General features: G+C 58.3%; 18 protein-coding genes, 1 other RNA gene and 1 pseudogene. 10 read left to right on the top strand and 10 right to left on the bottom strand.

Annotated features, from left to right (window positions below):
* Window positions 1–2: 2 nt before the first annotated feature.
* From carB to grpE, 6 genes are all read right to left on the bottom strand, one after another.
* Window positions 3–3,224: a carbamoyl-phosphate synthase large subunit gene (gene carB / locus FXO12_RS23395; protein WP_057975469.1), complete on the bottom strand. Its 3,222-nt coding sequence runs from the start codon at window positions 3,222–3,224 to the stop codon at window positions 3–5.
* A 105-nt stretch (window positions 3,225–3,329) separates the two neighbouring features.
* Complete coding sequence (gene carA, locus FXO12_RS23390; protein WP_057975470.1) at window positions 3,330–4,466, bottom strand: glutamine-hydrolyzing carbamoyl-phosphate synthase small subunit; 1,137 nt, start codon at window positions 4,464–4,466, stop codon at window positions 3,330–3,332.
* Window positions 4,467–4,725: 259 nt separating this feature from the next.
* Window positions 4,726–5,532 (bottom strand): 4-hydroxy-tetrahydrodipicolinate reductase, encoded by an 807-nt coding sequence (gene dapB / locus FXO12_RS23385; protein WP_014719957.1) that lies wholly within the window; start codon window positions 5,530–5,532, stop codon window positions 4,726–4,728.
* A gap of 10 nt (window positions 5,533–5,542) precedes the next feature.
* Window positions 5,543–6,667, bottom strand: a complete 1,125-nt coding sequence (gene dnaJ / locus FXO12_RS23380; protein WP_054896114.1) for a molecular chaperone DnaJ — start codon at window positions 6,665–6,667, stop codon at window positions 5,543–5,545.
* 316 nt (window positions 6,668–6,983) lie between these two features.
* The gene (gene dnaK, locus FXO12_RS23375; RefSeq protein ID WP_057975471.1) at window positions 6,984–8,900 is read right to left on the bottom strand and encodes a molecular chaperone DnaK; all 1,917 of its coding nucleotides are present in this window, start codon (window positions 8,898–8,900) and stop codon (window positions 6,984–6,986) included.
* Between the two features lie 102 nt (window positions 8,901–9,002).
* Window positions 9,003–9,563, bottom strand: a complete 561-nt coding sequence (gene grpE, locus FXO12_RS23370) for a nucleotide exchange factor GrpE (RefSeq protein WP_034126999.1) — start codon at window positions 9,561–9,563, stop codon at window positions 9,003–9,005.
* Window positions 9,564–9,817: 254 nt separating this feature from the next.
* On the opposite strand from grpE, the gene recN reads away from it, so the two are divergent.
* Window positions 9,818–11,491, top strand: coding sequence for a DNA repair protein RecN (recN, locus tag FXO12_RS23365; protein ID WP_057975472.1), 1,674 nt, complete (start codon window positions 9,818–9,820; stop codon window positions 11,489–11,491).
* A gap of 85 nt (window positions 11,492–11,576) precedes the next feature.
* On the opposite strand, the gene fur is transcribed toward recN, so the two are convergent.
* A complete protein-coding gene (gene fur / locus FXO12_RS23360) occupies window positions 11,577–11,981 on the bottom strand; it encodes a ferric iron uptake transcriptional regulator (protein ID WP_003194220.1) in 405 nt (134 codons plus the stop codon).
* A 98-nt stretch (window positions 11,982–12,079) separates the two neighbouring features.
* Between fur and FXO12_RS23355 the strand changes: the two genes are divergently transcribed.
* Window positions 12,080–12,607, top strand: coding sequence for an outer membrane protein assembly factor BamE (locus FXO12_RS23355; RefSeq protein WP_019817954.1), 528 nt, complete (start codon window positions 12,080–12,082; stop codon window positions 12,605–12,607).
* A gap of 424 nt (window positions 12,608–13,031) precedes the next feature.
* On the opposite strand, the gene FXO12_RS23350 is transcribed toward FXO12_RS23355, so the two are convergent.
* Both FXO12_RS23350 and FXO12_RS23345 read right to left on the bottom strand, forming a co-directional pair.
* Window positions 13,032–13,334, bottom strand: coding sequence for an RnfH family protein (locus FXO12_RS23350; protein WP_034126996.1), 303 nt, complete (start codon window positions 13,332–13,334; stop codon window positions 13,032–13,034).
* Entirely contained in the window at window positions 13,327–13,761 is a 435-nt protein-coding gene (locus tag FXO12_RS23345; RefSeq protein WP_057975473.1) for a type II toxin-antitoxin system RatA family toxin, read from the bottom strand. The genes FXO12_RS23350 and FXO12_RS23345 overlap by 8 nt, the downstream gene beginning before the upstream one ends.
* Window positions 13,762–13,928: 167 nt before the next feature.
* Here FXO12_RS23345 and smpB point away from each other — a divergent pair, with 167 nt between their 5' ends.
* Window positions 13,929–14,411, top strand: coding sequence for an SsrA-binding protein SmpB (gene smpB / locus FXO12_RS23340; RefSeq protein ID WP_003176160.1), 483 nt, complete (start codon window positions 13,929–13,931; stop codon window positions 14,409–14,411).
* Between the two features lie 27 nt (window positions 14,412–14,438).
* Here the strand turns inward: smpB and FXO12_RS23335 are convergent, their stop codons facing one another.
* Window positions 14,439–15,206, bottom strand: a complete 768-nt coding sequence (locus FXO12_RS23335) for an FCD domain-containing protein (protein ID WP_014719963.1) — start codon at window positions 15,204–15,206, stop codon at window positions 14,439–14,441.
* 251 nt (window positions 15,207–15,457) lie between these two features.
* Between FXO12_RS23335 and FXO12_RS23330 the strand changes: the two genes are divergently transcribed.
* The 7 genes and pseudogenes from FXO12_RS23330 (at window position 15,458) to FXO12_RS23305 (ending at window position 23,321) form a co-directional block, all read left to right on the top strand.
* Complete coding sequence (locus FXO12_RS23330) at window positions 15,458–17,152, top strand: lactate permease LctP family transporter (protein WP_057975474.1); 1,695 nt, start codon at window positions 15,458–15,460, stop codon at window positions 17,150–17,152.
* A gap of 70 nt (window positions 17,153–17,222) precedes the next feature.
* Window positions 17,223–20,033 (top strand): FAD-binding and (Fe-S)-binding domain-containing protein, encoded by a 2,811-nt coding sequence (locus FXO12_RS23325; protein ID WP_160049770.1) that lies wholly within the window; start codon window positions 17,223–17,225, stop codon window positions 20,031–20,033.
* A 136-nt stretch (window positions 20,034–20,169) separates the two neighbouring features.
* Window positions 20,170–20,448: a hypothetical protein gene (locus tag FXO12_RS23320; protein WP_003194233.1), complete on the top strand. Its 279-nt coding sequence runs from the start codon at window positions 20,170–20,172 to the stop codon at window positions 20,446–20,448.
* A gap of 94 nt (window positions 20,449–20,542) precedes the next feature.
* Window positions 20,543–20,939, top strand: a transfer-messenger RNA (tmRNA) gene (ssrA, locus tag FXO12_RS23315).
* 182 nt (window positions 20,940–21,121) lie between these two features.
* The gene (locus FXO12_RS23310) at window positions 21,122–22,366 is read left to right on the top strand and encodes an integrase domain-containing protein (RefSeq protein ID WP_160049769.1); all 1,245 of its coding nucleotides are present in this window, start codon (window positions 21,122–21,124) and stop codon (window positions 22,364–22,366) included.
* Window positions 22,362–22,623: pseudogene (locus FXO12_RS29155) on the top strand (integrase); the annotation flags it as partial. The gene FXO12_RS23310 and the pseudogene FXO12_RS29155, both read left to right, overlap by 5 nt.
* Before the next feature lie 38 nt (window positions 22,624–22,661).
* Complete coding sequence (locus FXO12_RS23305; protein ID WP_160049768.1) at window positions 22,662–23,321, top strand: hypothetical protein; 660 nt, start codon at window positions 22,662–22,664, stop codon at window positions 23,319–23,321.

The raw sequence follows: 23,321 nt of genomic DNA, 5'->3' as shown, positions 1-23,321 counted from the left end.
GCTCATGCCTTCAATCCTGCGTGTAGATCCTGCAAGCGACGCACGGTCTTTTCCGGACCGAACTTCAGCGCTTCACAGATAGCTTCGCCAGCAGCAATGGTAGTGGTGCAGTAAATCTTGTGCTGCAAGGCATTACGACGAATGGAATAGGAGTCCGCGATCGACTGGCGACCTTCGGTGGTGTTGATGATCAGGGTGACTTCGTCATTCTTGATCATGTCGACCACATGCGGACGGCCTTCCGTCACCTTGTTCACGCGACGTACTTTCAGGCCGGCAGCTTCGATCAGCTTGGCGGTCCCGGCGGTAGCCACGACTTCAAAACCCAAGTTGATCAGATCGCGGGCGACCCCTGCAACCAGTGGCTTGTCGTCATCACGTACGCTGATAAACGCAGTACCGCCGGTCGGCAGCACTTCGCTGGCACCCATCTGGGCCTTGGCGAACGCTTCACCGAAGGTATCGCCCACGCCCATCACTTCACCGGTGGACTTCATCTCCGGGCCCAGGATCGGGTCCACCCCAGGGAATTTGGCGAACGGGAACACCGCCTCTTTCACACTGTAGAAGTTCGGAATGATTTCCTTGGTAAAGCCGATTTCCTTCAGGGTCTTACCGGCCATCACACGCGCAGCGATCATGGCAAGGGACACACCGATGCACTTGGACACGAACGGTACGGTACGCGAAGCACGCGGGTTGACTTCGATGACGTAGATGTCTTCGCCTTGCAGCGCCAACTGTACGTTCATCAGGCCGACCACACCCAGTTCCAGGGCCATTTTCTTGACCTGTTCGCGCATCTCGTCTTGGATGTGCGCCGGCAGCGAGTACGGCGGCAGCGAGCACGCGGAGTCACCGGAGTGAACGCCGGCTTGTTCGATGTGCTGCATGATGGCGCCGATCACGACGTCAGTACCGTCGCAGACCGCGTCCACGTCCATTTCAATGGCGCAGTTGAGGAAGTGGTCCAGCAGCACCGGGCTGTCGTTGGAGACTTTCACCGCATCACGCAGGTAGCGCTTGAGTTCTTCTTCTTCGTAGACGATTTCCATCGCCCGGCCGCCCAGTACGTAGGACGGACGCACCACCAGCGGGTAGCCGATCTTGCTGGCCGCACGGATGGCTTCGTCTTCGCTGCGCACGGTGGCGTTCGGCGGCTGACGCAGGTTCAGGCGCTCAACCATCTGCTGGAAGCGCTCACGGTCTTCGGCACGGTCGATAGCGTCCGAGCTGGTACCGATGATCGGTACGCCGGCAGCTTCCAGGGCACGCGCCAGTTTCAACGGGGTCTGGCCGCCGTACTGGACGATCACGCCTTTAGGCTTCTCGACGCGGCAGATTTCCAATACATCTTCCAGCGTTACCGGCTCGAAGTACAAGCGGTCGGAAGTGTCGTAGTCAGTGGAAACCGTTTCAGGGTTGCAGTTGACCATAATGGTCTCGTACCCGTCTTCGCGCAGGGCGAGGGCGGCGTGTACGCAGCAGTAGTCGAACTCGATGCCCTGGCCGATACGGTTCGGACCGCCACCCAGGATGATGATCTTGTCGCGGCCCGTCGGCGCGGCTTCGCACTCTTCCTCATAGGTGGAGTACATGTAGGCCGTGTCGGTGGCGAATTCTGCGGCGCAGGTATCAACGCGCTTGTAGACCGGGAAAATATCCAGCTTGTGGCGATGAGTGCGCAGGTTCTTCTCGGTCACACCCAGCAGCTTGGCCAGACGCTGGTCGGAGAAGCCTTTGCGCTTGAGGCGGAACATCAGGTCGCGGTCGATAGACGACAGACCCAGCGTCTTGACCTTCTCTTCTTCCTTGATCAGATCTTCGATCTGCACCAGGAACCACGGGTCGATCATGTTCATGCCGAAGATATCTTCGACGCTCAGGCCGGCACGGAAGGCGTCAGCCACGTACCAGATACGCTCGGCGCCCGGCACGGTCAGCTCGCGCTTGAGGATGCTCATGCTTTCCGGGTTGCTCAGGTCGAGCTTCTCGTCCAGGCCGCAAACACCGACTTCCAGGCCGCGCAGAGCTTTCTGCAGGGATTCCTGGAACGTGCGGCCGATGGCCATGACTTCACCGACCGACTTCATCTGGGTGGTCAGGCGCGCATCCGCCTTGGCGAATTTTTCGAAGGCAAAGCGCGGCAGCTTGGTCACAACGTAGTCGATAGACGGCTCGAAAGACGCCGGCATAGCGCCGCCGGTGATTTCGTTTTGCAGCTCGTCCAAGGTGTAGCCGATAGCCAGCTTAGCGGCGATACGCGCAATCGGGAAACCGGTCGCTTTCGAGGCCAGCGCCGAAGAACGCGATACACGTGGGTTCATCTCGATCACGACCATGCGGCCGGTGTCCGGGCAGATGCCGAACTGAACGTTGGAACCGCCGGTTTCAACGCCGATCTCGCGCAGTACCGCCAGGGAGGCGTTACGCAGGATCTGGTATTCCTTGTCGGTCAGGGTCTGTGCCGGAGCCACGGTGATCGAGTCACCGGTGTGCACGCCCATCGGGTCGAAGTTTTCGATGGAGCAGACGATGATGCAGTTGTCCTTCTTATCGCGGACCACCTCCATCTCGTATTCTTTCCAGCCGATCAGCGACTCGTCGATCAGCAGCTCTTTGGTCGGCGACAGATCCAGGCCACGGGCGCAGATTTCTTCGAACTCTTCACGGTTGTAAGCGATACCGCCGCCGGTGCCGCCCATGGTGAACGACGGACGGATGATGCATGGGAAGCCCAGGGTCTCGAGGACCGCGTTGGCCTCTTCCATGCTGTGGGCGATACCGGAACGCGGGCACGCCAGGCCGATGGACTTCATGGCCTTGTCGAAACGCGAACGGTCTTCAGCCTTGTCGATGGTGTCGGCATTGGCGCCGATCATCTCTACGCCGAACTTTTCCAGGACGCCTTCGCGCTCTAGGTCCAAGGCGCAGTTCAGAGCGGTCTGGCCACCCATGGTTGGCAGCAGCGCGTCCGGACGCTCTTTTTCGATGATCTTGGCAACGGTCTGCCACTTGATCGGCTCGATGTAGGTGGCGTCGGCCATGGCCGGGTCGGTCATGATGGTGGCCGGGTTGGAGTTCACCAGGATGACGCGGTAGCCCTCCTCGCGCAGGGCTTTACAGGCCTGGGCGCCGGAGTAGTCGAATTCGCAGGCCTGGCCGATCACGATCGGGCCAGCGCCGAGAATCAGGATGCTTTTTATGTCTGTACGTTTTGGCATGGGTTTGTCACTCAAATCCGCAGGTCAGTCGGCAAGCCGTCTTGAACAATCTTTGAAGAGCCTGCGGGGGCCACCGCAATCCGGGGCCGCCCGCAGGCCACTCAGTCAGCGTCGCTTGGCCATCTCATTGATGAAACGGTCGAACAGCGGCGCTACGTCGTTCGGGCCCGGGCTGGCTTCAGGGTGGCCCTGGAAGCTGAACGCGCTCTTGTCGGTGCGCTCGATGCCTTGCAGGGAACCGTCGAACAGCGACTTGTGAATGGCGCGCACATTGCTCGGCAGGGAGGCTTCACCCACCGCAAAACCGTGGTTCTGGCTGGTGATCATCACAACGCCGGTGTCCAGGTCTTGTACCGGGTGGTTGGCGCCGTGGTGGCCGTGGCCCATTTTCAGGGTCTTGGCGCCGGAGGCCAAAGCCAGCAACTGGTGGCCAAGGCAGATGCCGAACACCGGAATCTCGGTCTCCAGCACGTCCTTGATGGCCTGGATAGCGTAGTCGCATGGCTCAGGGTCACCCGGGCCGTTGGACAGGAACACACCGTCCGGCTGCATCGCGAGCACATCGCTGGCAGGGGTTTGCGCGGGCACCACGGTCACACGGCAACCGCGCTCGACCAGCATGCGCAGGATGTTGTACTTGACGCCGTAGTCATAGGCGACCACGTGGTAAGGCAGATCGGCAGCCTCGATAGTCGCGTGGCTGTCGGTCTTCAGATCCCACACAGTGGAACGCCACTCGTACTTCTCTTTGACGCTGACGACTTTCGCCAGGTCCATGCCCTTCAGGCCAGGGAAACCTTGCGCCGCGGCAATCGCCGCCTCTTCGGAGATATTGTCACCGACCATGATGCAGCCGTTCTGCGAGCCTTTTTCACGCAGGATGCGCGTGAGGCGGCGCGTATCGATACCGGCGATCGCCACAACGTTGTTGGCTTTCAGGTAATCGGACAGCGACATCGTGTTACGCCAGTTGCTCGCAACCAGTGGCAGGTCACGAATCACCAGGCCCGCCGACCAGACACGATCAGACTCGACATCTTCCGGCGTAGTGCCGGTGTTGCCGATGTGCGGATAGGTCAGGGTAACGATCTGTTGGGCGTAGGAAGGATCGGTAAGGATTTCCTGATAGCCGGTCATGGCAGTGTTAAACACCACCTCTCCAACGGTCTGACCGTCGGCTCCAATGGCTTCGCCGCGAAAAATGCTGCCATCAGCAAGGGCGAGTATGGCTGGCTTAGTCAAGAAGACCTCCCGTAAATAAAGCCTGAAAGGGCGATCGCAGGTTGTAAAAAAGCGGAGTGACGTATGGACACGTCACCCCGCTTCTTCACTGAATTATTCTGCGCGCTTTTAGTGGACACACTAAAGCTGTAGCTTACAGAAAAAGGCTTTTTTGGTCCACCGCTAATGAGCCTTAAAGGCAGGGGAATGCGACAGGACGTCGCCTAGCGGGTAAAAACGGGGCCACAGGATAATCCTGAGCCCCCGTTTTAGCTACTGCTTAGTGCAGGTCCAGCACGTCACGCATGTCGTACAGGCCCGGCTCGCGGCCGTCCAACCAAAGCGCAGCACGCACCGCGCCCTTGGCGAAAGTCATGCGGCTGGAGGCTTTGTGCGTGATCTCCAGGCGCTCGCCTTCGGTGGCGAACAGCACGGTGTGATCGCCAACCACATCACCACCGCGCACGGTTGCAAAACCGATGGTGTCGCGTGCGCGCTCACCGGTGTGGCCTTCACGCCCGTATACCGCCACTTTCGACAAATCGCGGCCCAGCGCATCGGCAATAGCTTCACCCATGCGCAACGCAGTGCCCGACGGAGCGTCGATCTTGTGACGATGGTGGGTCTCGATAATCTCGATATCCGCTTCATCACCCAGCACGCGCGCCGCCAGGTCCAGCAATTTCAGCGACAGGTTTACGCCCACGCTGAAATTGGCGGCGAAGACGATCGGAATATCCTTGCCCGCCTCCACTAGCAACTGTTTCTGCTCGGCACTCAAACCGGTGGTACCAATCACCATGGCCTTGCCCGCCTTACGGCAGAAGGCCAGATTTTTCAGCATCACTTCCGGCAGGGTGAAGTCGATCAGCACGTCGAATTCGTCCGCCACCTGCTCGAGGTTGCCAGACAACGAAACACCGATGCGACCCAACGAGGCCAACTCACCTGCGTCCGCGCCGATCAACGTACTGCCTGGGCGAACAATCGCCGCCGTCAGCCCGGAGGCCGGCGAGCGTTGCTGCACCGCCTCGACCAGCGTCTTGCCCATGCGCCCGGCAGCGCCCATTACGGCTATACGTCGCATATTCAGATCCTTACAGGTCGCCGAAGAAGCGTTTTACACCGTCGAAGAAGCCCGTGGTCTTCGGCGAGTGCGAATCATCGCCTTCCAGCGAGCTGCGGAACTCTTCCAGCAGTTCACGCTGACGACGATTCAGGTTCACCGGAGTTTCCACCGCCACACGGCACATCAGGTCGCCAGCACCGCCACCGCGCACGGGCGCAACGCCTTTGCCACGAATGCGGAACTGCTTGCCGGTTTGAGTCCCCTCGGGAATCTTGAGCTTGACCCGACCATCCAGCGTCGGAATCTCCAGCTCGCCACCCAGGGCCGCATCAACAAAGCTGATCGGCACTTCGCAGAACAAGTGCTTGCCGTCACGCTGGAAGATCGAGTGCTCGCGCACATTGATCACCACGTACAGGTCGCCCGTAGGGCCGCCCTGGGCACCCGCCTCGCCTTCGCCCGACAGGCGAATACGATCACCGGTATCCACACCCGCCGGTACCTTCACCGACAGCGTCTTGTACTCTTCGACGCGGCCTTCGCCGTGGCAGGAATCGCACGGATCGGAAATGATCTTGCCCTGGCCATGGCAACGCGGGCAGGTTTGCTGCACCGAGAAGAAGCCCTGCTGCATGCGCACCTGCCCGATACCGCCGCAGGTCGGGCAAGTGATCGGCGAGGAGCCTTTCTTCGCACCCGAGCCGTCGCACGGCTTGCAGTTGACCAGCGTCGGCACACGGATATTGACGCTGGTGCCGCGCACGGCTTCTTCCAGGTTCAGCTCCAGGGTGTAACGCAAGTCACTGCCGCGCTGAGGGCCGCCACGCTGGCCGCCCCGGCCGCCGCCGAAGAAGTCGCTGAATACGTCGCCGAAAATATCGGAGAAGTTCTGACCACCAAAACCGGCACCGCCGCCGCCCATGCTCGGGTCGACGCCAGCATGGCCATACTGGTCGTAAGCCGCACGCTTATTGGGATCACACAGGCATTCGTAGGCCTCGTTGGCCTCTTTGAACATCTCTTCGGATTCTTTGTTATCCGGATTACGGTCCGGGTGGTGTTTCATCGCCAGGCGACGGTAGGCCTTCTTCAGGTCCGCCTCGCTGGCGCCACGCTCCACACCCAATACTTCGTAATAGTCACGCTTTGCCATAAGTCTTTGCACTCTTAAGGACGTTCGACCTGGCCCTCCTGAACCCTGCCAAACTCGTTGAGCCCCAATACAGGCCCGGACCCAACTCACGTCAATTCAACGATCCTGGTCATTACTGCTTTTAGCCAGGGAGCCGGCCAAAAACGCGGTGACTGTCATTCGGAAAGCAGGAGCATTCCCGTTCACACCGCCAGCATCCGAGCGTTGTCGCATGCTGTAAAAATTCGCATACCCCAGACACGCCAACGCGGGAGCAAGCTCCCGCGCGGCGACATCCTACCAGTCACCGCTTGTGCGCGGTCAACCGGGCGACAACTTACTTGCTGTCTTTAACTTCTTCGAACTCGGCATCGACAACATCGTCGTGCTTGGCTTCAGGCTCTGCTTGTTGCGCAGCGCCGTCAGCCGGCTGGCCTTGCTCGGCGTACATTTTCTGAGCAACTGGCGCGGAGACTTTCGACAGCTCCTCAACCTTGCCTTCGATGGCAGCCTTGTCGTCGCCTTTAATAGCGGCTTCCAGGGCAACCACTGCCGCTTCGATTGCAGTTTTCTCTTCGTCGGTCACTTTGTCGCCAGCATCAGCAATCATTTTGCGAGTCGAGTGAACCAGCGCGTCACCCTGGTTACGGGCGCCTGCCAACTCTTCGAACTTCTTGTCGGCTTCAGCATTGGTTTCAGCATCACGGATCATCTGTTGAATTTCTTCATCAGACAGGCCGGAGTTGGCCTTGATGGTGATCTTCTGCTCTTTGCCGGTGGCCTTGTCTTTCGCGCCGACGTGCAGGATGCCGTTGGCGTCGATGTCGAAGGTCACTTCGATTTGTGGCACGCCACGTGGTGCTGGTGGAATCTCAGCCAGGTCGAACTTGCCCAGGGACTTGTTCTGTGCGGCTTGCTTACGCTCGCCCTGCAGCACGTGGATAGTCACGGCGCCCTGGTTGTCATCGGCAGTCGAGAACACCTGGGATTTCTTGGTAGGAATCGTGGTGTTTTTCTCGATCAGCGCAGTCATCACGCCACCCATGGTTTCGATACCCAGGGTCAGCGGGCTTACGTCCAGCAGCAGCACGTCTTTCACATCACCGGCCAGTACGGCACCCTGGATGGCAGCACCCATGGCAACGGCTTCGTCCGGGTTCACGTCTTTACGGGCTTCTTTGCCGAAGAACTCGGTGACCAGCTTCTGAACCAGTGGCATACGGGTCTGACCGCCCACCAGGATCACGTCGTTGATCGAGCCAACGTCGATACCGGAGTCTTTCAGCGCGATGCGGCAAGGTTCGATGGTGCGCTGAACCAGGTCTTCAACCAGTGCTTCGAGCTTGGAACGCGAGATCTTCACGTTCAAGTGCTTAGGACCGGTAGCGTCTGCAGTGATGTACGGCAGGTTCACGTCAGTCGACTGAGCGGAAGACAGCTCGATCTTGGCTTTTTCAGCGGCTTCTTTCAGGCGCTGCATGGCCAGCGGGTCACCCTTGAGGTTCATGCCGCTTTCTTTCTTGAATTCGTCAACGAGGTAGTCGATCAGACGAATGTCAAAGTCTTCACCACCCAGGAAGGTGTCACCGTTGGTGGCCAACACTTCGAACTGGTGCTCGCCGTCAACTTCTGCGATCTCGATCACGGAGACGTCGAACGTACCGCCACCCAGGTCGTAAACGATCACGGTGTGGTCGCCCTTGGCCTTGTCCATACCGTAAGCCAGCGCGGCTGCGGTTGGTTCGTTGATGATACGTTTTACATCCAGGCCCGCGATGCGGCCGGCGTCTTTGGTGGCCTGACGCTGGCTGTCGTTGAAGTAGGCAGGAACGGTGATCACCGCTTCAGTCACTGCTTCACCGAGGTAGTCTTCGGCGGTCTTCTTCATCTTTTTCAAGATTTCAGCCGAGATTTGCGGCGGCGACATTTTCTGGCCGTTCACTTCAACCCAGGCGTCACCGTTGTCGGCCTTGGCGATTTTGTAAGGCACCATCTTGATGTCTTTCTGTACGACTTCTTCGTCGAACTTACGACCGATCAGACGCTTTACCGCGTACAGGGTGTTGTGCGGGTTGGTCACCGCCTGACGCTTGGCCGATTGACCGACGAGGATTTCACCGTCGTTGGCGTAAGCGATGATCGACGGAGTGGTACGTGCGCCTTCGGCGTTTTCAATAACTTTTGCAACGCCGTTTTCCAGCACGGAGACGCAGGAGTTGGTGGTCCCCAGGTCGATACCGATAATTTTGCCCATGATTTACTCTCCCGAAACTTGAATTTGGTTGCCGCAGCAGTTTTGGCTAACTGCGGTAGCACTTAAACGCTTGACTTATAAATGGGGGCCTTGCGGCGGATTTCAAGCCTGCTCATCAATAGAAGGTGCAACGGGTGAAGGAGCCTTGCTCACCACCACCATTGCCGGACGCATCAGGCGACCGTTGAGCTGGTAACCCTTTTGGAACACCTTGATGACGCTATTGGGTTCCAGGTCATGGCTTTCCTGCATGGCCATGGCTTGGTGATGTTCTGCATTGAACGGCTCGCCGGCTTGCGGATCGATAGCTTCCAACTGATAACGTTTCAGGGTGTCCTGGAACATTTTCAGGGTCAGCTCGATGCCTTCGCGCATTGGGCGGATGTTTTCATCGTCCGGGTTGGACAACTCAAGACCACGCTCCAGACTGTCGATGATCGGCAGCAGGTCACCGGCGAATTTTTCCAGCGCGAACTTGTGAGCCTTCTCTACATCCTGCTCGGCACGGCGGCGGACGTTCTGCAGATCGGCGGCAACACGCAACGATTGATCCTGCGCAGCGGCCAATTGCTCTTCGAGCACTTGCACACGAGTCGCCAGTTCATCACCGGCAGCCGAATTGGCGTCTGGAGTTTGCGTATCCTGCGTCTGTTCGTCAGCCATAGATTTCTCCTTTCAAAATCATGCGCGAACTCAACTCGCGCTTCTGCTCCGGTATATGGGGCCACAATTTTCAGGTTCAAGGGCGCAGGCGTTACCAAAAGTCTTTCGATTGACCTGGATCATTTCCTTCTCGCTCATTCCACATCGCGCTAAAAAAATTCGAGACTCAAGCAAATCGAGCTAAGCGTCAGGATTGTCAGGCCTGAACAAAACACTGTATAAATAACCAGACCTAAAGCCTGGGAGCGGCCGTCATGCTCGTGCACCTGTCTGTACATAACTACGCCATCGTTGAACATCTGGATCTTGAACTGGATCGCGGGATGAGCGTAATCACAGGCGAAACCGGCGCCGGCAAGTCGATCATGCTCGACGCCCTCGGCCTGACGCTTGGCGACCGCGCCGACAGTGGCGTGGTACGCCCTGGCTCCGACAAGGCCGACATCCTGGCCACCTTCGACCTGGCGGACATCCCCGAAGCCGAGGCATGGCTGGCCGAGCGCGACCTTAATAATGAAGGCCCCTGCATTCTGCGCCGGGTGATCACCGCCGAGGGGCGCTCGCGCGGCTATATCAACGGCACGCCTTGCCCTCTGGGCGACTTGAAATCCCTGGGCGAATTGCTGATCGATATCCACAGTCAGCACGAACACCAATCCCTGTTGAAAACCGATACCCACCGTCGCCTGCTCGATGAGTACGCCGGCGCCACCGATCTTTCCCGGCAAGTTCAACTGGCCGCCCAACGCTGGCGCCAGACACGCCAGGAACTGGAACGCCTCTCCAACTCCGGCGACGAACAACGCGCCCGCCACCAGTTGCTCAGCTATCAACTGGAAGAGCTCGAGAGTCTGGGCCTGGGTGAGACAGAGCTGGAGCAACTTGAGCAGGAACACAAGAACCTGACCAACGCCGAGACCCTGCTGGGTATCTGCCGCCAGGTCGTCGAGCAATGTAGTGAGAGCGACTCCGGCAATGTCCTTAATGCACTGACCGCCAGCCTCAACCGCCTGTCCAGTGTGAACAATGCTTCCGGCTCACTGAGCGAAGCGACCACCCTGTTGACCAGCGCGCAGATCCAGGTTGAAGAGGCCGTGGGCGAACTCAATCGTTTCCTGGACCATTTCGACGCCGACCCAGCTCGCCTGCAGGAAATAGAAGAACGCCTGGACACTATTTATACACTGGCTCGCAAGCATCGAATCCAGCCGACAGAAGTCGCAACCATGCAGCAGAAACTGCTGGATGAAATCGAAACACTCAACGCGAACGACGAATCCATCGAACGACTGGGCGAGGAGCTCGCTTCGTTTGCCCGTCATTATCAGGAAAAGGCCCGGGAGCTGAGCGCTCTGCGCCAGCAGGCAGCTACTAGCCTGGCAAGCGCCGTTGAGCTGGAAATCCAACGCTTGGGCATGCCAGGCGGGCGCTTCACCATCGAGTTGCATCCCAACGCCACTCAAGAATTGCAGCCCCATGGGCTGGAGCACGTCGAACTGCTGGTGAGTGCCAACCCCGGGCAACCGCTCAAGGCCCTGGCCAAAGTGGCCTCCGGCGGCGAACTCTCGCGCATCAGCCTGGCGATCCAAGTGATTACCGCCCAGACCTCACGGGTACCCACATTGGTATTCGATGAAGTGGATGTGGGCATTGGCGGGCCGACCGCAGAAATTGTTGGCCAATTGCTGCGTCGCCTGGGGGATCGCGGCCAGGTGCTTACGGTGACCCACTTGCCGCAAGTGGCAGCCCAAGGGCATCAGCACCTGTTTGTGCATAAGGTGCGCGGTAGCGACGCGACACACACCGCCGTCTCCAAGCTGAATAAGTCGGAACGGGTGGAAGAAGTGGCGCGGATGCTCGGCGGTATCGACTTGACCAAGGAGTCCTTGGCTCACGCGAAAAAAATGGTGGTGGCCGCGAAGGCTTGAAGCGACATTTTCCACTCTATAGAAAGCACGAAGGCGACCCGAGGGTCGCCTTCAATCGTTTCGCAAAGCAAAACTGCGTCGATTTTTACTTTTTCTTACGGATGTACAACACGAGATTGTGGTCGACCAAATCGAACCCGTGCTCCTCAGCAATCTTGTGCTGCAGCGCTTCGATTTCAGGGCTGGTGAACTCGATAACCTCATTGGTATCCAGGTCAACCATGTGGTCATGGTGACCACCGTCAGCCAATTCAAACACCGCATGACCGCCGTCGAAATTATGACGAACCACCAGCCCTGCGGCTTCAAACTGGGTCAGTACACGGTAGACCGTGGCCAGGCCGACGTCCTCATTAGACTCCATCAGCGCCTTGTAAACGTCTTCGGCACTCATGTGGCGCTGCTCAGCAGAATCGAGCATTTGTAGAATCTTGACTCGTGGCAGAGTCACTTTGAGACCGGCTTTGCGTAGTTCGCTATTTTCAACCATGGTTAGCTTTCTCGCGGATGCTGCTTCGCAGCTTCTCTTAATACGGGTATGATCGGCGTTTACGTTGTCCCAGCCAAGATAGTGGAAGTCGCCCACCGATGCAAAACACCAAGCTCTTGCTAACCAGTTTCACCTTTGTGGGACTGCTCGCACTCGCCGGTTGTTCATTCCCCGGGGTTTACAAAATCGACATCCAGCAGGGCAATGTCGTCACGCAGGACATGATAGACCAGTTACGCCCGGGAATGACCCGACGGCAAGTACGGTTTATCATGGGCAATCCCCTGCTGACCGACACTTTCCATGCCGATCGCTGGGATTATCTCTACAGCCTGCAGCCGGGTGGCGGTGAACGCCAGCAGGAGCGCGTCAGTGTCATTTTCAATGGCAATGACCAGCTCGTGAGCCTGTCCGGTGACTTCATGCCCGGCGTAAGCCGCGATGAAGCCTTGCTGGGCAAGGACAGCGGCACCAACGTGACCGCACCTGCGCAGGAAGCCGAAAAACCGAAATCCGAGGTACCGGCCAAGCCAGGTTCGTTGCTGGACACCATCCAGAAAGACATCGACAACGTGGAAACCGTGCCCGTCCCGACGCCTGAGCCTCTGGACACCAGCCCGCAATAATTTTGCGCTCGATAAAAAGCCCGGCATGCCGGGCTTTTTGTTGCCTGCCATTTGCATAGCTATATTGCCCACCGTATCCGCGCCTGGCTCAGATCCCGGTGGGAGCGGGCTTGCTCGCGAAGGCGGTGTATCAGTAAAGGATTCTTCAACTGAACCACCGCCATCGCAGGCAAGCCAGCTCCCACACTGGTTATGTATTGCCCACAAAATCAACGCCCGGCACAAATCCCCTGTGGGAGCGGGCTTGCCCGCGATAGCGGTGTGTCAGCCACTGAATATTCAACTGAATCACCGTTTTCGCAGGCAAGCCAGCTCCCCCAACTGGATCGCGCGGCTCCGGGGAGATAGGTGTCGGTTGGCAGGTCGTAACGGGTTCAGCTTTGTATCGCAGTTGTGCAGATAGCTACGCTGCCATATGGCAAGCTCAAGAGTTCGCTTGCCTGGCCAATGCCGCCTTGGCCGCGCGCAGCCTGCGCACCTCTTTAGGGTCGGCCAGCAAAGGCCGGTAGATCTCAATACGGTCGCCCGCTTGTACGAAACGCGTCCCGGCATCCGCGACAACCTTGCCAAATATGCCCACCGGGCAATCAGCCAGATCAACATCAGGAAAATGGGCCGCCATTCCCGACGCTCGCACCGCCTCGCGCAAACTAGTGCCTTCAGCCACCTTTACCCCCAGCAACACCTGGCGATCCTCGGCGGCGAACACCACCTCGATCTCAACCATGCAGTTGCTTGGCGCGCTGACAGAACGCGTCCACCAGGGTATTGGCTGCCTGATTGAACAAAGGCCCTAAAGTCGCACGAACAATCGGCCCGGCATAATCAAACGAAAGATCCAGGCTGATCTTGCAGGCCTTGTCCGTCAGCGCCTTGAACACCCACACGCCATGTAGCTGGGTGAACGGCCCTTCCTGCAGGTTCATTTCGATGGATTGGCCCGGCACCAGCACATTGCGGGTCACAAAATGCTGGCTGAGGCCGCCCTTGGCCACCCCCACACTGGCAACCATGTGCTCGTCACTGCTCTCCAGAACCTCGGCTGTCGAGCACCAAGGCAGAAACTCCGGGTAACGCGCCACGTCGTTGACCAGGTCATAGAGCGCGTGCGCCGGATAGGGCAACAGGGCCGAACGTTGAATATGCGTCGTCATGTGAGCGTTACTTCCACTGCTTAAGGCAAACATCGCGAAAGAACAGCCCAATCCGCGAGAGAAAAAAACCAAAGAACTGCCCGCATTGTCCGGGATTCGTCCAACTCGCTCAAGCACACAGGTTGACCGTAGCCGACACGCTCGCAACTCCCTATAATGCCGCCCCTATGGCTAAACAAAAGAAACACCCCACAGGGACCATCGCGCAAAATAAAAAAGCGCGACACGATTACTTCATCGAACATCGGTTCGAGGCTGGTCTGGTCCTGGCCGGCTGGGAAGTAAAAAGTCTGCGTGCCAGCAAACTGCAGTTGGTCGACAGTTATGTGCTGCTCAAGGATGGCGAGGCATGGCTGCTTGGCAGTCATATCACCCCGTTGACCACCGCGAGCACCCACGTGATTGCCGACCCGGTGCGTACGCGCAAGTTGTTGCTCAATGCCCGCGAGCTCGAAAAGCTCGCCGCAGCCGTGCAGCAAAAAGGCTACGCGTGCATCTGCTTGTCCTGGTACTGGAGCAAGCACTTGGTCAAATGCGAGATCGCATTGGGCAAGGGCAAAAAGGAATACGACAAGCGCGACACCGAACGCGAGCGCGATTCCAATCGCGAGCTGCATCGCGCCGTGCGCAACAAAGGCAAGGAAGAGTAATCCTTGTGACGGTGTAGCCCACGCGGGCTACATCCCTTTGCGTCGCTCCGCCCGAGCCACGCGTTGAACCTCCTGACGCACCTCCTCCAATACCTCCTGCACATACAGCAAATGCCGTGTCGAGACTTCGCGCGCCTGCTCCGCCCGCCCCTCGATGATGGCCAGGTACAAGTCCCGATGCTGATTGATCAGCATGTCGCGGGTCTCAGTACGCTGCTGGTACATGCCACCAATATTCGTCACCACGTTACGCTTGAGCAGGTCGAACAGCCCGCGAATGGTGTGCAGCAACACGGCGTTATGACTGGCTTCGGCAATCGCCAAGTGAAACCGTGCATCCGCAGCACCCTCCTCCACTCGACTCACTTCGTCGGCGCGCGCATAGCAATCCTGCAACGCTTCAAACGCTGCGGTCAGCCGTTCACGGTCAACCTCCGTGGCGCGTAACGCCGCGTAATAAGCACACGAAGCCTCAAGGGTCTGGCGAAACTCCAGCAGATCGCGCTGCGCTTCGGGATTGCTTTCCAACAAGTGCAGCAGCGGATCGCTGAAGGTCGAACCCAGGGAGTCCACCACATAGTTGCCACCGCCCTGGCGACTGACCAGCAACCCCTTGGCCGCCAGCTTCTGAATCGCCTCACGCAACGAAGGGCGCGACACACCAAAGCGCTCAGCCAACGCGCGCTCGGCCGGCAAGCGCTCGCCCGACTTCAGCGTGCCCTCGAGAATCATCCCCTCAAGCTGCTCGACAATATCGTCAGACAAACGGCGCTGACGCACCTGATCAAACCCCATAACTCACTCTCCGCCATCCCGATCACTCGCCGGGGCCCCTATTCTGGCCTATCGACGTGCCGGCAGCACCTATCAGAACGCCTTCAATTTCGCCGATCAGAACACCCCGCCTCCCGACCTACGACCAAAGTTTCGCAGGCGGCAAATTGACACACCCCTGCCCAGGCTCTTAATCTAGCCCACAGCGATTGTAAATTGGTATTACCAATTACCCAAGCTCACCAAACAACAACAATCAGGGGCCACCCCATATGCAAACCTGGCAACAGCTTTACAGCCCACTCGGCAGCCTCGGCCTGTCCGCACTGGCCGCCGTCATTCCCATCGTATTCTTCTTCCTGGCGCTGGCCGTGTTCCGCCTCAAAGGCCATGTGGCCGGCAGCATCACCTTGGCCCTGTCGATCCTGGTCGCCATTTTCGCCTTCCAGATGCCGGTAGACATGGCGCTGGCTGCGGCCGGTTACGGTTTTGCCTACGGCCTGTGGCCCATCGCCTGGATCATCGTCGCGGCGGTATTCCTGTACAAATTGACGGTCAAGAGCGGCCAGTTCGAAATCATCCGCAGCTCCGTTCTGTCGATCACCGACGACCAGCGCTTGCAGGTGTTGTTGATCGGTTTTTGCTTTGGCGCCTTCCTCGAAGGCGCGGCCGGTTTCGGCGCGCCCGTGGCAATCACCGCCGCGCTGCTGGTGGGCCTGGGCTTCAACCCGCTGTACGCCGCCGGCCTGTGCCTGATCGCCAATACCGCGCCTGTGGCCTTCGGCGCGTTGGGCATTCCGATCATCGTCGCCGGCCAGGTCACCGGTATTGACGCGTTCAAGATTGGCGCCATGACCGGCCGCCAACTGCCGCTGCTGTCGCTGTTCGTGCCGTTCTGGCTGGTGTTCATGATGGACGGCCTGCGTGGCGTTCGCGAAACCTGGCCGGCAGCCCTAGTGGCCGGCTTGAGCTTTGCCGTCACCCAATATTTCACCTCGAATTTCATTGGCCCAGAGCTGCCGGACATCACCTCGGCACTCGCCAGCCTGATTGCCCTGACGCTGTTCCTGAAAGTCTGGCAACCCAAGCGCACCGCAGGCGCACAAATTGCCGGCGCTACATCCAGCGTGGCGGTCACCTCCAGCGCCGGCGGCTTCGGCTTGCCGCGCAACACCGTGGTTTCGCCCTACAGCCTGGGGCAAATTTTCAAGGCGTGGTCACCGTTCCTGATCCTCACCGTACTGGTGACTATCTGGACCCTCAAACCCTTCAAAGCCCTGTTCGCCGCGGGCGGTTCGATGTACGGCTGGGTGTTCAATTTCGCGATCCCGCACCTGGATCAACTGGTGGTTAAAGTCGCGCCCATCGTGACCAACCCCACCGCGATCCCGGCCGTATTCAAGCTGGACCCGATATCTGCCACCGGCACTGCGATCTTCTTCTCGGCACTGGTCTCCATGTTGGCGTTGAAAATCGACTTCAAAACTGGTCTTACCATTTTAAAAGAAACCTTCTTTGAGCTGCGCTGGCCGATCCTGTCCATCGGCATGGTGCTGGCATTCGCCTTCGTCACCAACTACTCCGGCATGTCCTCGACCATGGCCCTGGTTCTGGCCGGCACCGGTGCTGCCTTCCCGTTCTTCTCTCCATTCCTTGGCTGGCTGGGAGTTTTCCTGACAGGCTCCGATACCTCATCCAACGCCCTGTTCAGCTCACTGCAAGCCACTACCGCGCACCAGATCGGCGTCAACGACACCCTGCTGGTAGCCGCGAACACCAGCGGTGGCGTGACCGGCAAAATGATCTCGCCGCAATCGATCGCCGTGGCCTGCGCCGCCACCGGCCTGGTGGGCAAGGAATCCGACCTGTTCCGCTTTACCCTCAAGCACAGCCTGTTTTTTGCCACCATCGTCGGGCTGATCACCTTGGCGCAGGCGTACTGGTTCACCGGTATGCTGGTGCACTGAGACCTGCACGTAATAGGGTAAGAATCGACGCCGGGGCCCCCTTCCGGCGTCTGCTATTTCTGGAGGACCGATGAGCCTGCCTGCTGCTTTCCTGAGCGACGTCGCACAACTGATCCCGCAAGATCGCCGCTTCGACGATCCACTTTCCACCCTCGCCTTCGGCACCGACGCCAGCTTCTACCGACTGATCCCACAGCTGGTGATCCGCGTGGAGTCAGAAGACGAAGTGGTAACCCTGCTGCAACTGGCCCAGCGCGACCGCGTGCCGGTGACCTTCCGTGCCGCAGGCACCAGCCTCTCGGGCCAGGCCATCAGCGACTCGGTGCTGATCGTGCTGGGTGACAACTGGAATCACCGCGAAATTCGCGGGCAAGGCACCCAGATCCGCCTGCAACCCGGCGTGATCGGCGCCCAGGCCAACGCCTGGCTCGCACCGTTCGGGCGCAAGATCGGCCCGGACCCTGCGTCCATCAATGCTTGCAAGATCGGCGGTATCGTCGCCAACAACGCCAGTGGCATGTGCTGCGGCACGGCGCAAAACACCTACCACACCCTGGCGGGCATCCGTCTGGTGCTGGCCGATGGCAGCCGCCTGGACACCGAAGATGCCGCCAGCGTGCAAGCCTTCCGTCAGTCACATAGTGCACTGCTTGAACGCCTGGCCCTGTTGGGTCGCGAAACACGGGCAAATACTGAGCTGGCGGCAAAGATCCGCCACAAATACCGCTTGAAAAATACCACCGGCCTGTCACTCAATGCCTTGGTAGATTTCGATGACCCGCTGGATATCCTCAGCCACCTGCTGGTCGGCTCCGAGGGCACCCTGGGATTTATCAGTGCGGTCACCTACGACACCGTGATCGATCACCCCAACAAAGCCTCGGCGCTGATCGTCTTCCCGGACGTCGAAACCTGCTGCAACGCAGTCACCGTGCTGAAAACCCAGCCAGTCTCCGCCGTTGAACTGCTGGACCGACGCAGCATGCGCTCGGTGCAGGACAAACCAGGCATGCCTGCTTTCGTACAGCACCTATCGGAAAACGCCTGCGCACTGCTGATCGAATCCCGCGCCGCTTCGCCATCGCTGCTGCACGAACAACTGACGCTCATCATGGCGTCCCTGGCGGCGTTTCCCGTGGAGAAACAAGTCGACTTCACCGAAGACCCACTGGAAAACGCACGCCTGTGGGCGATCCGCAAAGACACCTTCCCCGCCGTAGGCGCCGTGCGCAAAACCGGCACCACCGTGATCATCGAAGACGTGACCTTCCCGGTAGAGCAGTTGGCGATTGGCGTAAACCGCTTGATCGCACTGTTCGACAAACATCACTACGACGAAGCCATCCTTTTCGGACATGCCCTGGAAGGCAATCTGCACTTTGTGTTCACTCAAGGCTTCAACAGCAGCGAAGAAGTCGCACGCTATCAAGCATTCATGGACGACGTCGCGCAACTGGTGGCCGTGGAGTTCGGTGGCTCGCTGAAGGCTGAACACGGCACCGGCCGCAATATGGCCCCTTTCGTCGAACTGGAATGGGGCAGCGACGCGTATCAACTGATGTGGCAGCTCAAGCGCCTGCTCGACCCTAACGGCATCCTCAACCCGGATGTGGTGCTCAGCGAAGACCCCCAAATCCACCTCAAACACCTCAAGCCCCTGCCCGCCGCCGATGAGCTTGTGGATAAGTGCATCGAATGCGGGTTCTGCGAACCGGTGTGCCCTTCAAAAGGCCTGACCCTGAGCCCGCGCCAGCGCATCGTGATCTGGCGCGACATCCAGGCGAAAAAACGCGCAGGCGTGGACACCACCGAACTGGAAGCGGCCTACCACTACCAAGGCATCGACACCTGCGCCGCCACCGGGTTATGCGCGCAACGCTGCCCTGTAGGCATCAATACCGGCGACCTAGTGAAAAAGCTGCGCAGCCGCGAAGCCGACCGTACGAAAACCGCCGACTGGCTCGCCAGCCATTTCGCCACCGCGCTGCAAGGTGCGCGCTTTACCCTGCACGTCGCCAACGGTGCGCGCATGCTGCTGGGGGCTCCACGACTGGCCAAGCTCTCGAGCACACTGACCAAGCTGTCCAAAGGGCAAATTCCGCAGTGGACCAACGCCATGCCACAGCCGGAAAAAGCCATCCGCTTCAACCCCGCGGTGACGGACGCGCGCCCGCGCGTGGTTTACCTGGCCGCCTGTGTCTCCCGCGCCATGGGCCCGGCTGCCGGCGATAAAGAGCAAATGTCGCTGTACGACAAAACCCGCCAACTGCTGGAAAAAGCCGGCTACCAAGTAGTCTTCCCCGACAACCAGGACAGCCTCTGCTGCGGCCAACCCTTCGCCTCCAAAGGCTACGCCGAGCAGGCCGAACACAAGCGCCAGGAACTGATCGGCGCCCTGCTCCACGCCAGCCGCGGCGGCCTCGACCCGATCTACTGCGACACCAGCCCCTGCACCCTGCGCCTGGTGCAAGAGTTGGGAGAAACGCGCCTGGACCTCTACGACCCCGTGCGCTTTATCCGCACCCACCTGATGGACCGCCTCGAGTTCACGCCCCAGGAAGCGCCCATCGCCGTGCACGTCACCTGCAGCACCCAACACCTGGGCGAAAGCCAGGCCCTGATCGAACTGGCCCGCCGCTGCGCAAAAACCGTGGTGATCCCCGAAGGCATTCATTGCTGCGGCTTTGCCGGCGACAAAGGCTTCACCACACCAGAGCTCAACGCCCACGCCCTGCGCTCCCTCAAGGACGCCGTGCAACATTGCAGCGAAGGCATCTCCACCAGCCGCACCTGCGAGATCGGCCTGACCCAGCATGGCGGCATCGACTACCACGGCCTGGTCTACCTGGTAGACCGCGTCACCCGCGCCCGCGCCCACTGACCCGGCAAAAAAACCGAACCCTCGCGCACCCGCGCAGTCATCTGCATAGGCCTCGACAAACGAGGCCCATCAGTGATGTCGCTGGCAGCGGTTGCACGCCAGCAGCGTCGAGCCCTTTTGCGCAAGGAGACACCCTATGAAGCGTTCCGCTCTTGCTGGCTTGTTCATGACCGCTGCGATGCTCGCCTCCCCCGCTTTCGCCGCCAGTGACAAAGACCTGTGCCAGATCAACCTGGACAAAATCAATAACGGCAAAGCCCTGCTCGCCACCGACACCAGCGGTAAAAGTGGCGAAATAGACACCGCCGTCTCCCAGGCCAAGGCCGCCCACGCCGCAGGTGATGAGAAGAAGTGCATCGAAATCACCTCCAAGGCCCTGCAAGACCTGCAGAACAGCGAGAAAGGCGGCCAGTAAGCGAGAGGGCCAACCTTCGGGTTGGCCTTCGCTGACGTTTTGGCGTACACTGCACAGGCTTGTCACTCACTAAGAAACAACGAGTTACAAGCACGGGGCCGTTTAGGATTCGACGCCGGTCGCGAAACTTTAGGTGCATGCCGAGTTGGTAACAGAACTCGTAAATCCACTGTTGCAACTTCTTATAGTTGCCAATGACGAAAACTACGGCCAGGAATTCGCTCTCGCTGCGTAAGCAGCCTTAGCCCTGAGCTTCTGGTACCTTCGGGTCCAGCAATCACCAGGGGATGTCTGTAAACCCAAAGTGATTGTCATATAGAACAGAATCGCCGTGCAGTACGTTGTGGACGAAGCGGCTAAAACTTACACAACTCGCCCAAAGCACCCTGCCCTTCGGGTCGCTGAGGGTTAACTTAATAGAAACGGCTAAGCATGTAGTACCGACAGCGGAGTACTGGCGGACGGGGGTTCAAATCCCCCCGGCTCCACCACTTAATCATCTAAAGACGTCCAAGGGCGTCTTTTTTTGTGCCTGAAATCCAGCAAATACAGGGGATTCAGGTCCAACGGGGTCCGATGGTATCTGAGCACATCCTACAATTCGTGTATTCCACGTGGTATTCCAAGCCCACGACTGCTATTTTTTGGAATACATGCAGTATCGGAGATTCTCATGGGTGCCCAAGCCACTCGACTTTCAGACGTCAAAGTCAAAGCAGCGAAACCAAAGGAAAAAGATTACATCCTCACTGATGGCGACGGCCTCCAGATGAGAGTGAGGGCTAATGGCTCAAAGCTCTGGAATTTTAACTACATTCACCCAGCCACCAAGAAGCGGATCAATATGGGCCTTGGTACGTTTCCGGAGGTGAGTTTGGCTCAAGCCAGGAAACGGACGGTAGAGGCCAGGGAGCTGGTGGCGCAAGGACTTGATCCGAAAGCGAAGCGTGACGAGGATCGGCAAACGTTAAGAGCGACTACGGAACATACCTTTAAAAACGTAGCCACCGCTTGGTTCGAGCTCAAGAAAGACTCGATTACTACTGCTTATGCTGAAGACATCTGGCGCTCGCTCACGCTGCACGTTTTTCCCGACTTGGCCGCTACCCCAATCTCAGCGATCACTGCTCCGGCGGTTATCAAACTGCTCAGACCGCTTGAAACCAAAGGCAGTCTTGAGACCGTGAAGCGACTGAGCCAGCGTCTTAACGAGATCATGACTTATGGCGTGAATTCCGGCTTGATTCACTCGAATCCACTGAGCGGAATTCGCTCTGTCTTCAAGAAACCCAAGAAGACGAACATGGCAGCGCTTGCGCCAAACGAACTCAATGAGCTAATGGTGACGGTGGCCAACGCCAGTATCAAAAGGACCACACGTTGCTTGATTGAGTGGCAACTTCACACCATGACTCGCCCTGCAGAAGCAGCCACCGCACGATGGGCAGATATCGATATCGGCAAGAAAATCTGGACGATACCGCCTGAGCGGATGAAAAAGCGCCGGACCCACATCATCCCACTCACAGAACAAGCTTTGGGACTCCTAGAGGCTATAAAGCCCCTTAGCGGGCACCGCGAGCATGTCTTCCCGGCGGATCGCAATCCCCGTACTCATTGCAACAGCCAAACAGCCAATATGGCTCTGAAGCGCATGGGTTTCGAAGGCCGCTTGGTAAGCCACGGCATGCGCTCAATGGCCAGTACCATCCTCAACGAACACGGCTGGGATCCTGAGCTAATCGAGGTTGCACTGGCTCACGTGGACAAGGACGAGGTGCGTAGCGCCTATAATCGGGCAGATTACATAGAGCGCCGAAGGCCAATGATGAAATGGTGGAGCGAGCATATCCAGGAAGCTGCTACCGGGAGCCTTTCTATGTCCGCGATCAATGACAGCGGGGGTGTAGTCCGCTAACGCAATGCGCACAATTTTGCATGACATAAATCACGTGCAAATCACCAGGCACGATTTCCGGTCTTCCTTTCGTGACTGGCCGGGTGAATGCCCCCCAGCATCCTCGCGAGGTTTGCGAGATGGCACTGGCGCATGATGAACGCGATCAGACTGAAGGGGCATACTCTCGTTCAGACTTTCTTGATAACCGCCGACTGCTCATGAATGATTGGGCAGCTATCCTCAATCCAACGCTCAGCAGTAATCTCGAAGTCTGAACACCAATTATATCAAGCCGCACCGTCAGGGAGTCGACATGACCAATTCGTCGCAAAATCTAGCTCAAGCCTTGCATGAGCTAGAGCAACTAAAAGAAGAGCTACAGACTAACTGGAAGGACGAAAGGCTCAGGATAGAAGAGTCACTGTGCTACCTGATTACACACGTCATTCGCGAAGATTATAACCACATCAAAAATAGCATAGAAGCTCAAGTCAAAACGGGAGAGACGTGCAAAGACCAGAAGACGTCTCAATGGGTGATGAGTGAGTTCGACTCGCAAACCCACCCAGCGCGAGAATACACCCTAATCGCACTCACTTACCTCCTCCTATTTGACTTTGAATGTCAAAATGGATCCATCGCTAGCGCTTCGAAACTTATCTGTCATGCTAGCCACTTCGAAGGATACGCCAGTGGAGTGATACTTCCTCGAATTAATGGAGGGGCCCGAGGACGCTCAAAGAACAGCCAAAAAAACCAGAAAAAGATAGCAGTTTTAATTAGCTCGCTTCGGCCGACGGAAGGCTGGAGAAAAGAGCGAGACGCTGCAAACTGTATTTATGAGGAAGCTGTAAAACTAAATAAAGATTCAAGCATGAATCTCACTCCCTCCCAACTTACTAACCTGATAACGAAATGGATGAAGGAAGAAGGCTCCGTATGCCGAGCGGCCTTTCTGGGCACTAGTGAATAG

Origin of the sequence: Pseudomonas sp. J380, from assembly GCF_009827115.1 — a bacterium.
Taxonomy (GTDB): Bacteria; Pseudomonadota; Gammaproteobacteria; order Pseudomonadales; family Pseudomonadaceae; genus Aquipseudomonas; species Aquipseudomonas paracarnis.
Note: the sequence above shows the minus strand (reverse complement) of the source record. Positions and strands in the feature narration are given on the sequence as shown.

What these genes read in the sequence shown, in the direction of transcription:
- fur (WP_003194220.1), bottom strand. Translation starts at nt 11,981, where the DNA reads ATGGTTGAAAATAGCGAACTACGCAAAGCCGGTCTCAAAGTGACTCTG.
- recN (WP_057975472.1), top strand. Translation starts at nt 9,818, where the DNA reads ATGCTCGTGCACCTGTCTGTACATAACTACGCCATCGTTGAACATCTG.
- dnaJ (WP_054896114.1), bottom strand. Translation starts at nt 6,667, where the DNA reads ATGGCAAAGCGTGACTATTACGAAGTATTGGGTGTGGAGCGTGGCGCC.
- carB (WP_057975469.1), bottom strand. Translation starts at nt 3,224, where the DNA reads ATGCCAAAACGTACAGACATAAAAAGCATCCTGATTCTCGGCGCTGGC.
- dapB (WP_014719957.1), bottom strand. Translation starts at nt 5,532, where the DNA reads ATGCGACGTATAGCCGTAATGGGCGCTGCCGGGCGCATGGGCAAGACG.
- FXO12_RS23325 (WP_160049770.1), top strand. Translation starts at nt 17,223, where the DNA reads ATGAGCCTGCCTGCTGCTTTCCTGAGCGACGTCGCACAACTGATCCCG.
- grpE (WP_034126999.1), bottom strand. Translation starts at nt 9,563, where the DNA reads ATGGCTGACGAACAGACGCAGGATACGCAAACTCCAGACGCCAATTCG.
- FXO12_RS23310 (WP_160049769.1), top strand. Translation starts at nt 21,122, where the DNA reads ATGGGTGCCCAAGCCACTCGACTTTCAGACGTCAAAGTCAAAGCAGCG.
- FXO12_RS23355 (WP_019817954.1), top strand. Translation starts at nt 12,080, where the DNA reads ATGCAAAACACCAAGCTCTTGCTAACCAGTTTCACCTTTGTGGGACTG.
- dnaK (WP_057975471.1), bottom strand. Translation starts at nt 8,900, where the DNA reads ATGGGCAAAATTATCGGTATCGACCTGGGGACCACCAACTCCTGCGTC.
- FXO12_RS23345 (WP_057975473.1), bottom strand. Translation starts at nt 13,761, where the DNA reads ATGACGACGCATATTCAACGTTCGGCCCTGTTGCCCTATCCGGCGCAC.
- FXO12_RS23350 (WP_034126996.1), bottom strand. Translation starts at nt 13,334, where the DNA reads ATGGTTGAGATCGAGGTGGTGTTCGCCGCCGAGGATCGCCAGGTGTTG.
- FXO12_RS23330 (WP_057975474.1), top strand. Translation starts at nt 15,458, where the DNA reads ATGCAAACCTGGCAACAGCTTTACAGCCCACTCGGCAGCCTCGGCCTG.
- FXO12_RS23320 (WP_003194233.1), top strand. Translation starts at nt 20,170, where the DNA reads ATGAAGCGTTCCGCTCTTGCTGGCTTGTTCATGACCGCTGCGATGCTC.
- FXO12_RS23335 (WP_014719963.1), bottom strand. Translation starts at nt 15,206, where the DNA reads ATGGGGTTTGATCAGGTGCGTCAGCGCCGTTTGTCTGACGATATTGTC.
- smpB (WP_003176160.1), top strand. Translation starts at nt 13,929, where the DNA reads ATGGCTAAACAAAAGAAACACCCCACAGGGACCATCGCGCAAAATAAA.
- FXO12_RS23305 (WP_160049768.1), top strand. Translation starts at nt 22,662, where the DNA reads ATGACCAATTCGTCGCAAAATCTAGCTCAAGCCTTGCATGAGCTAGAG.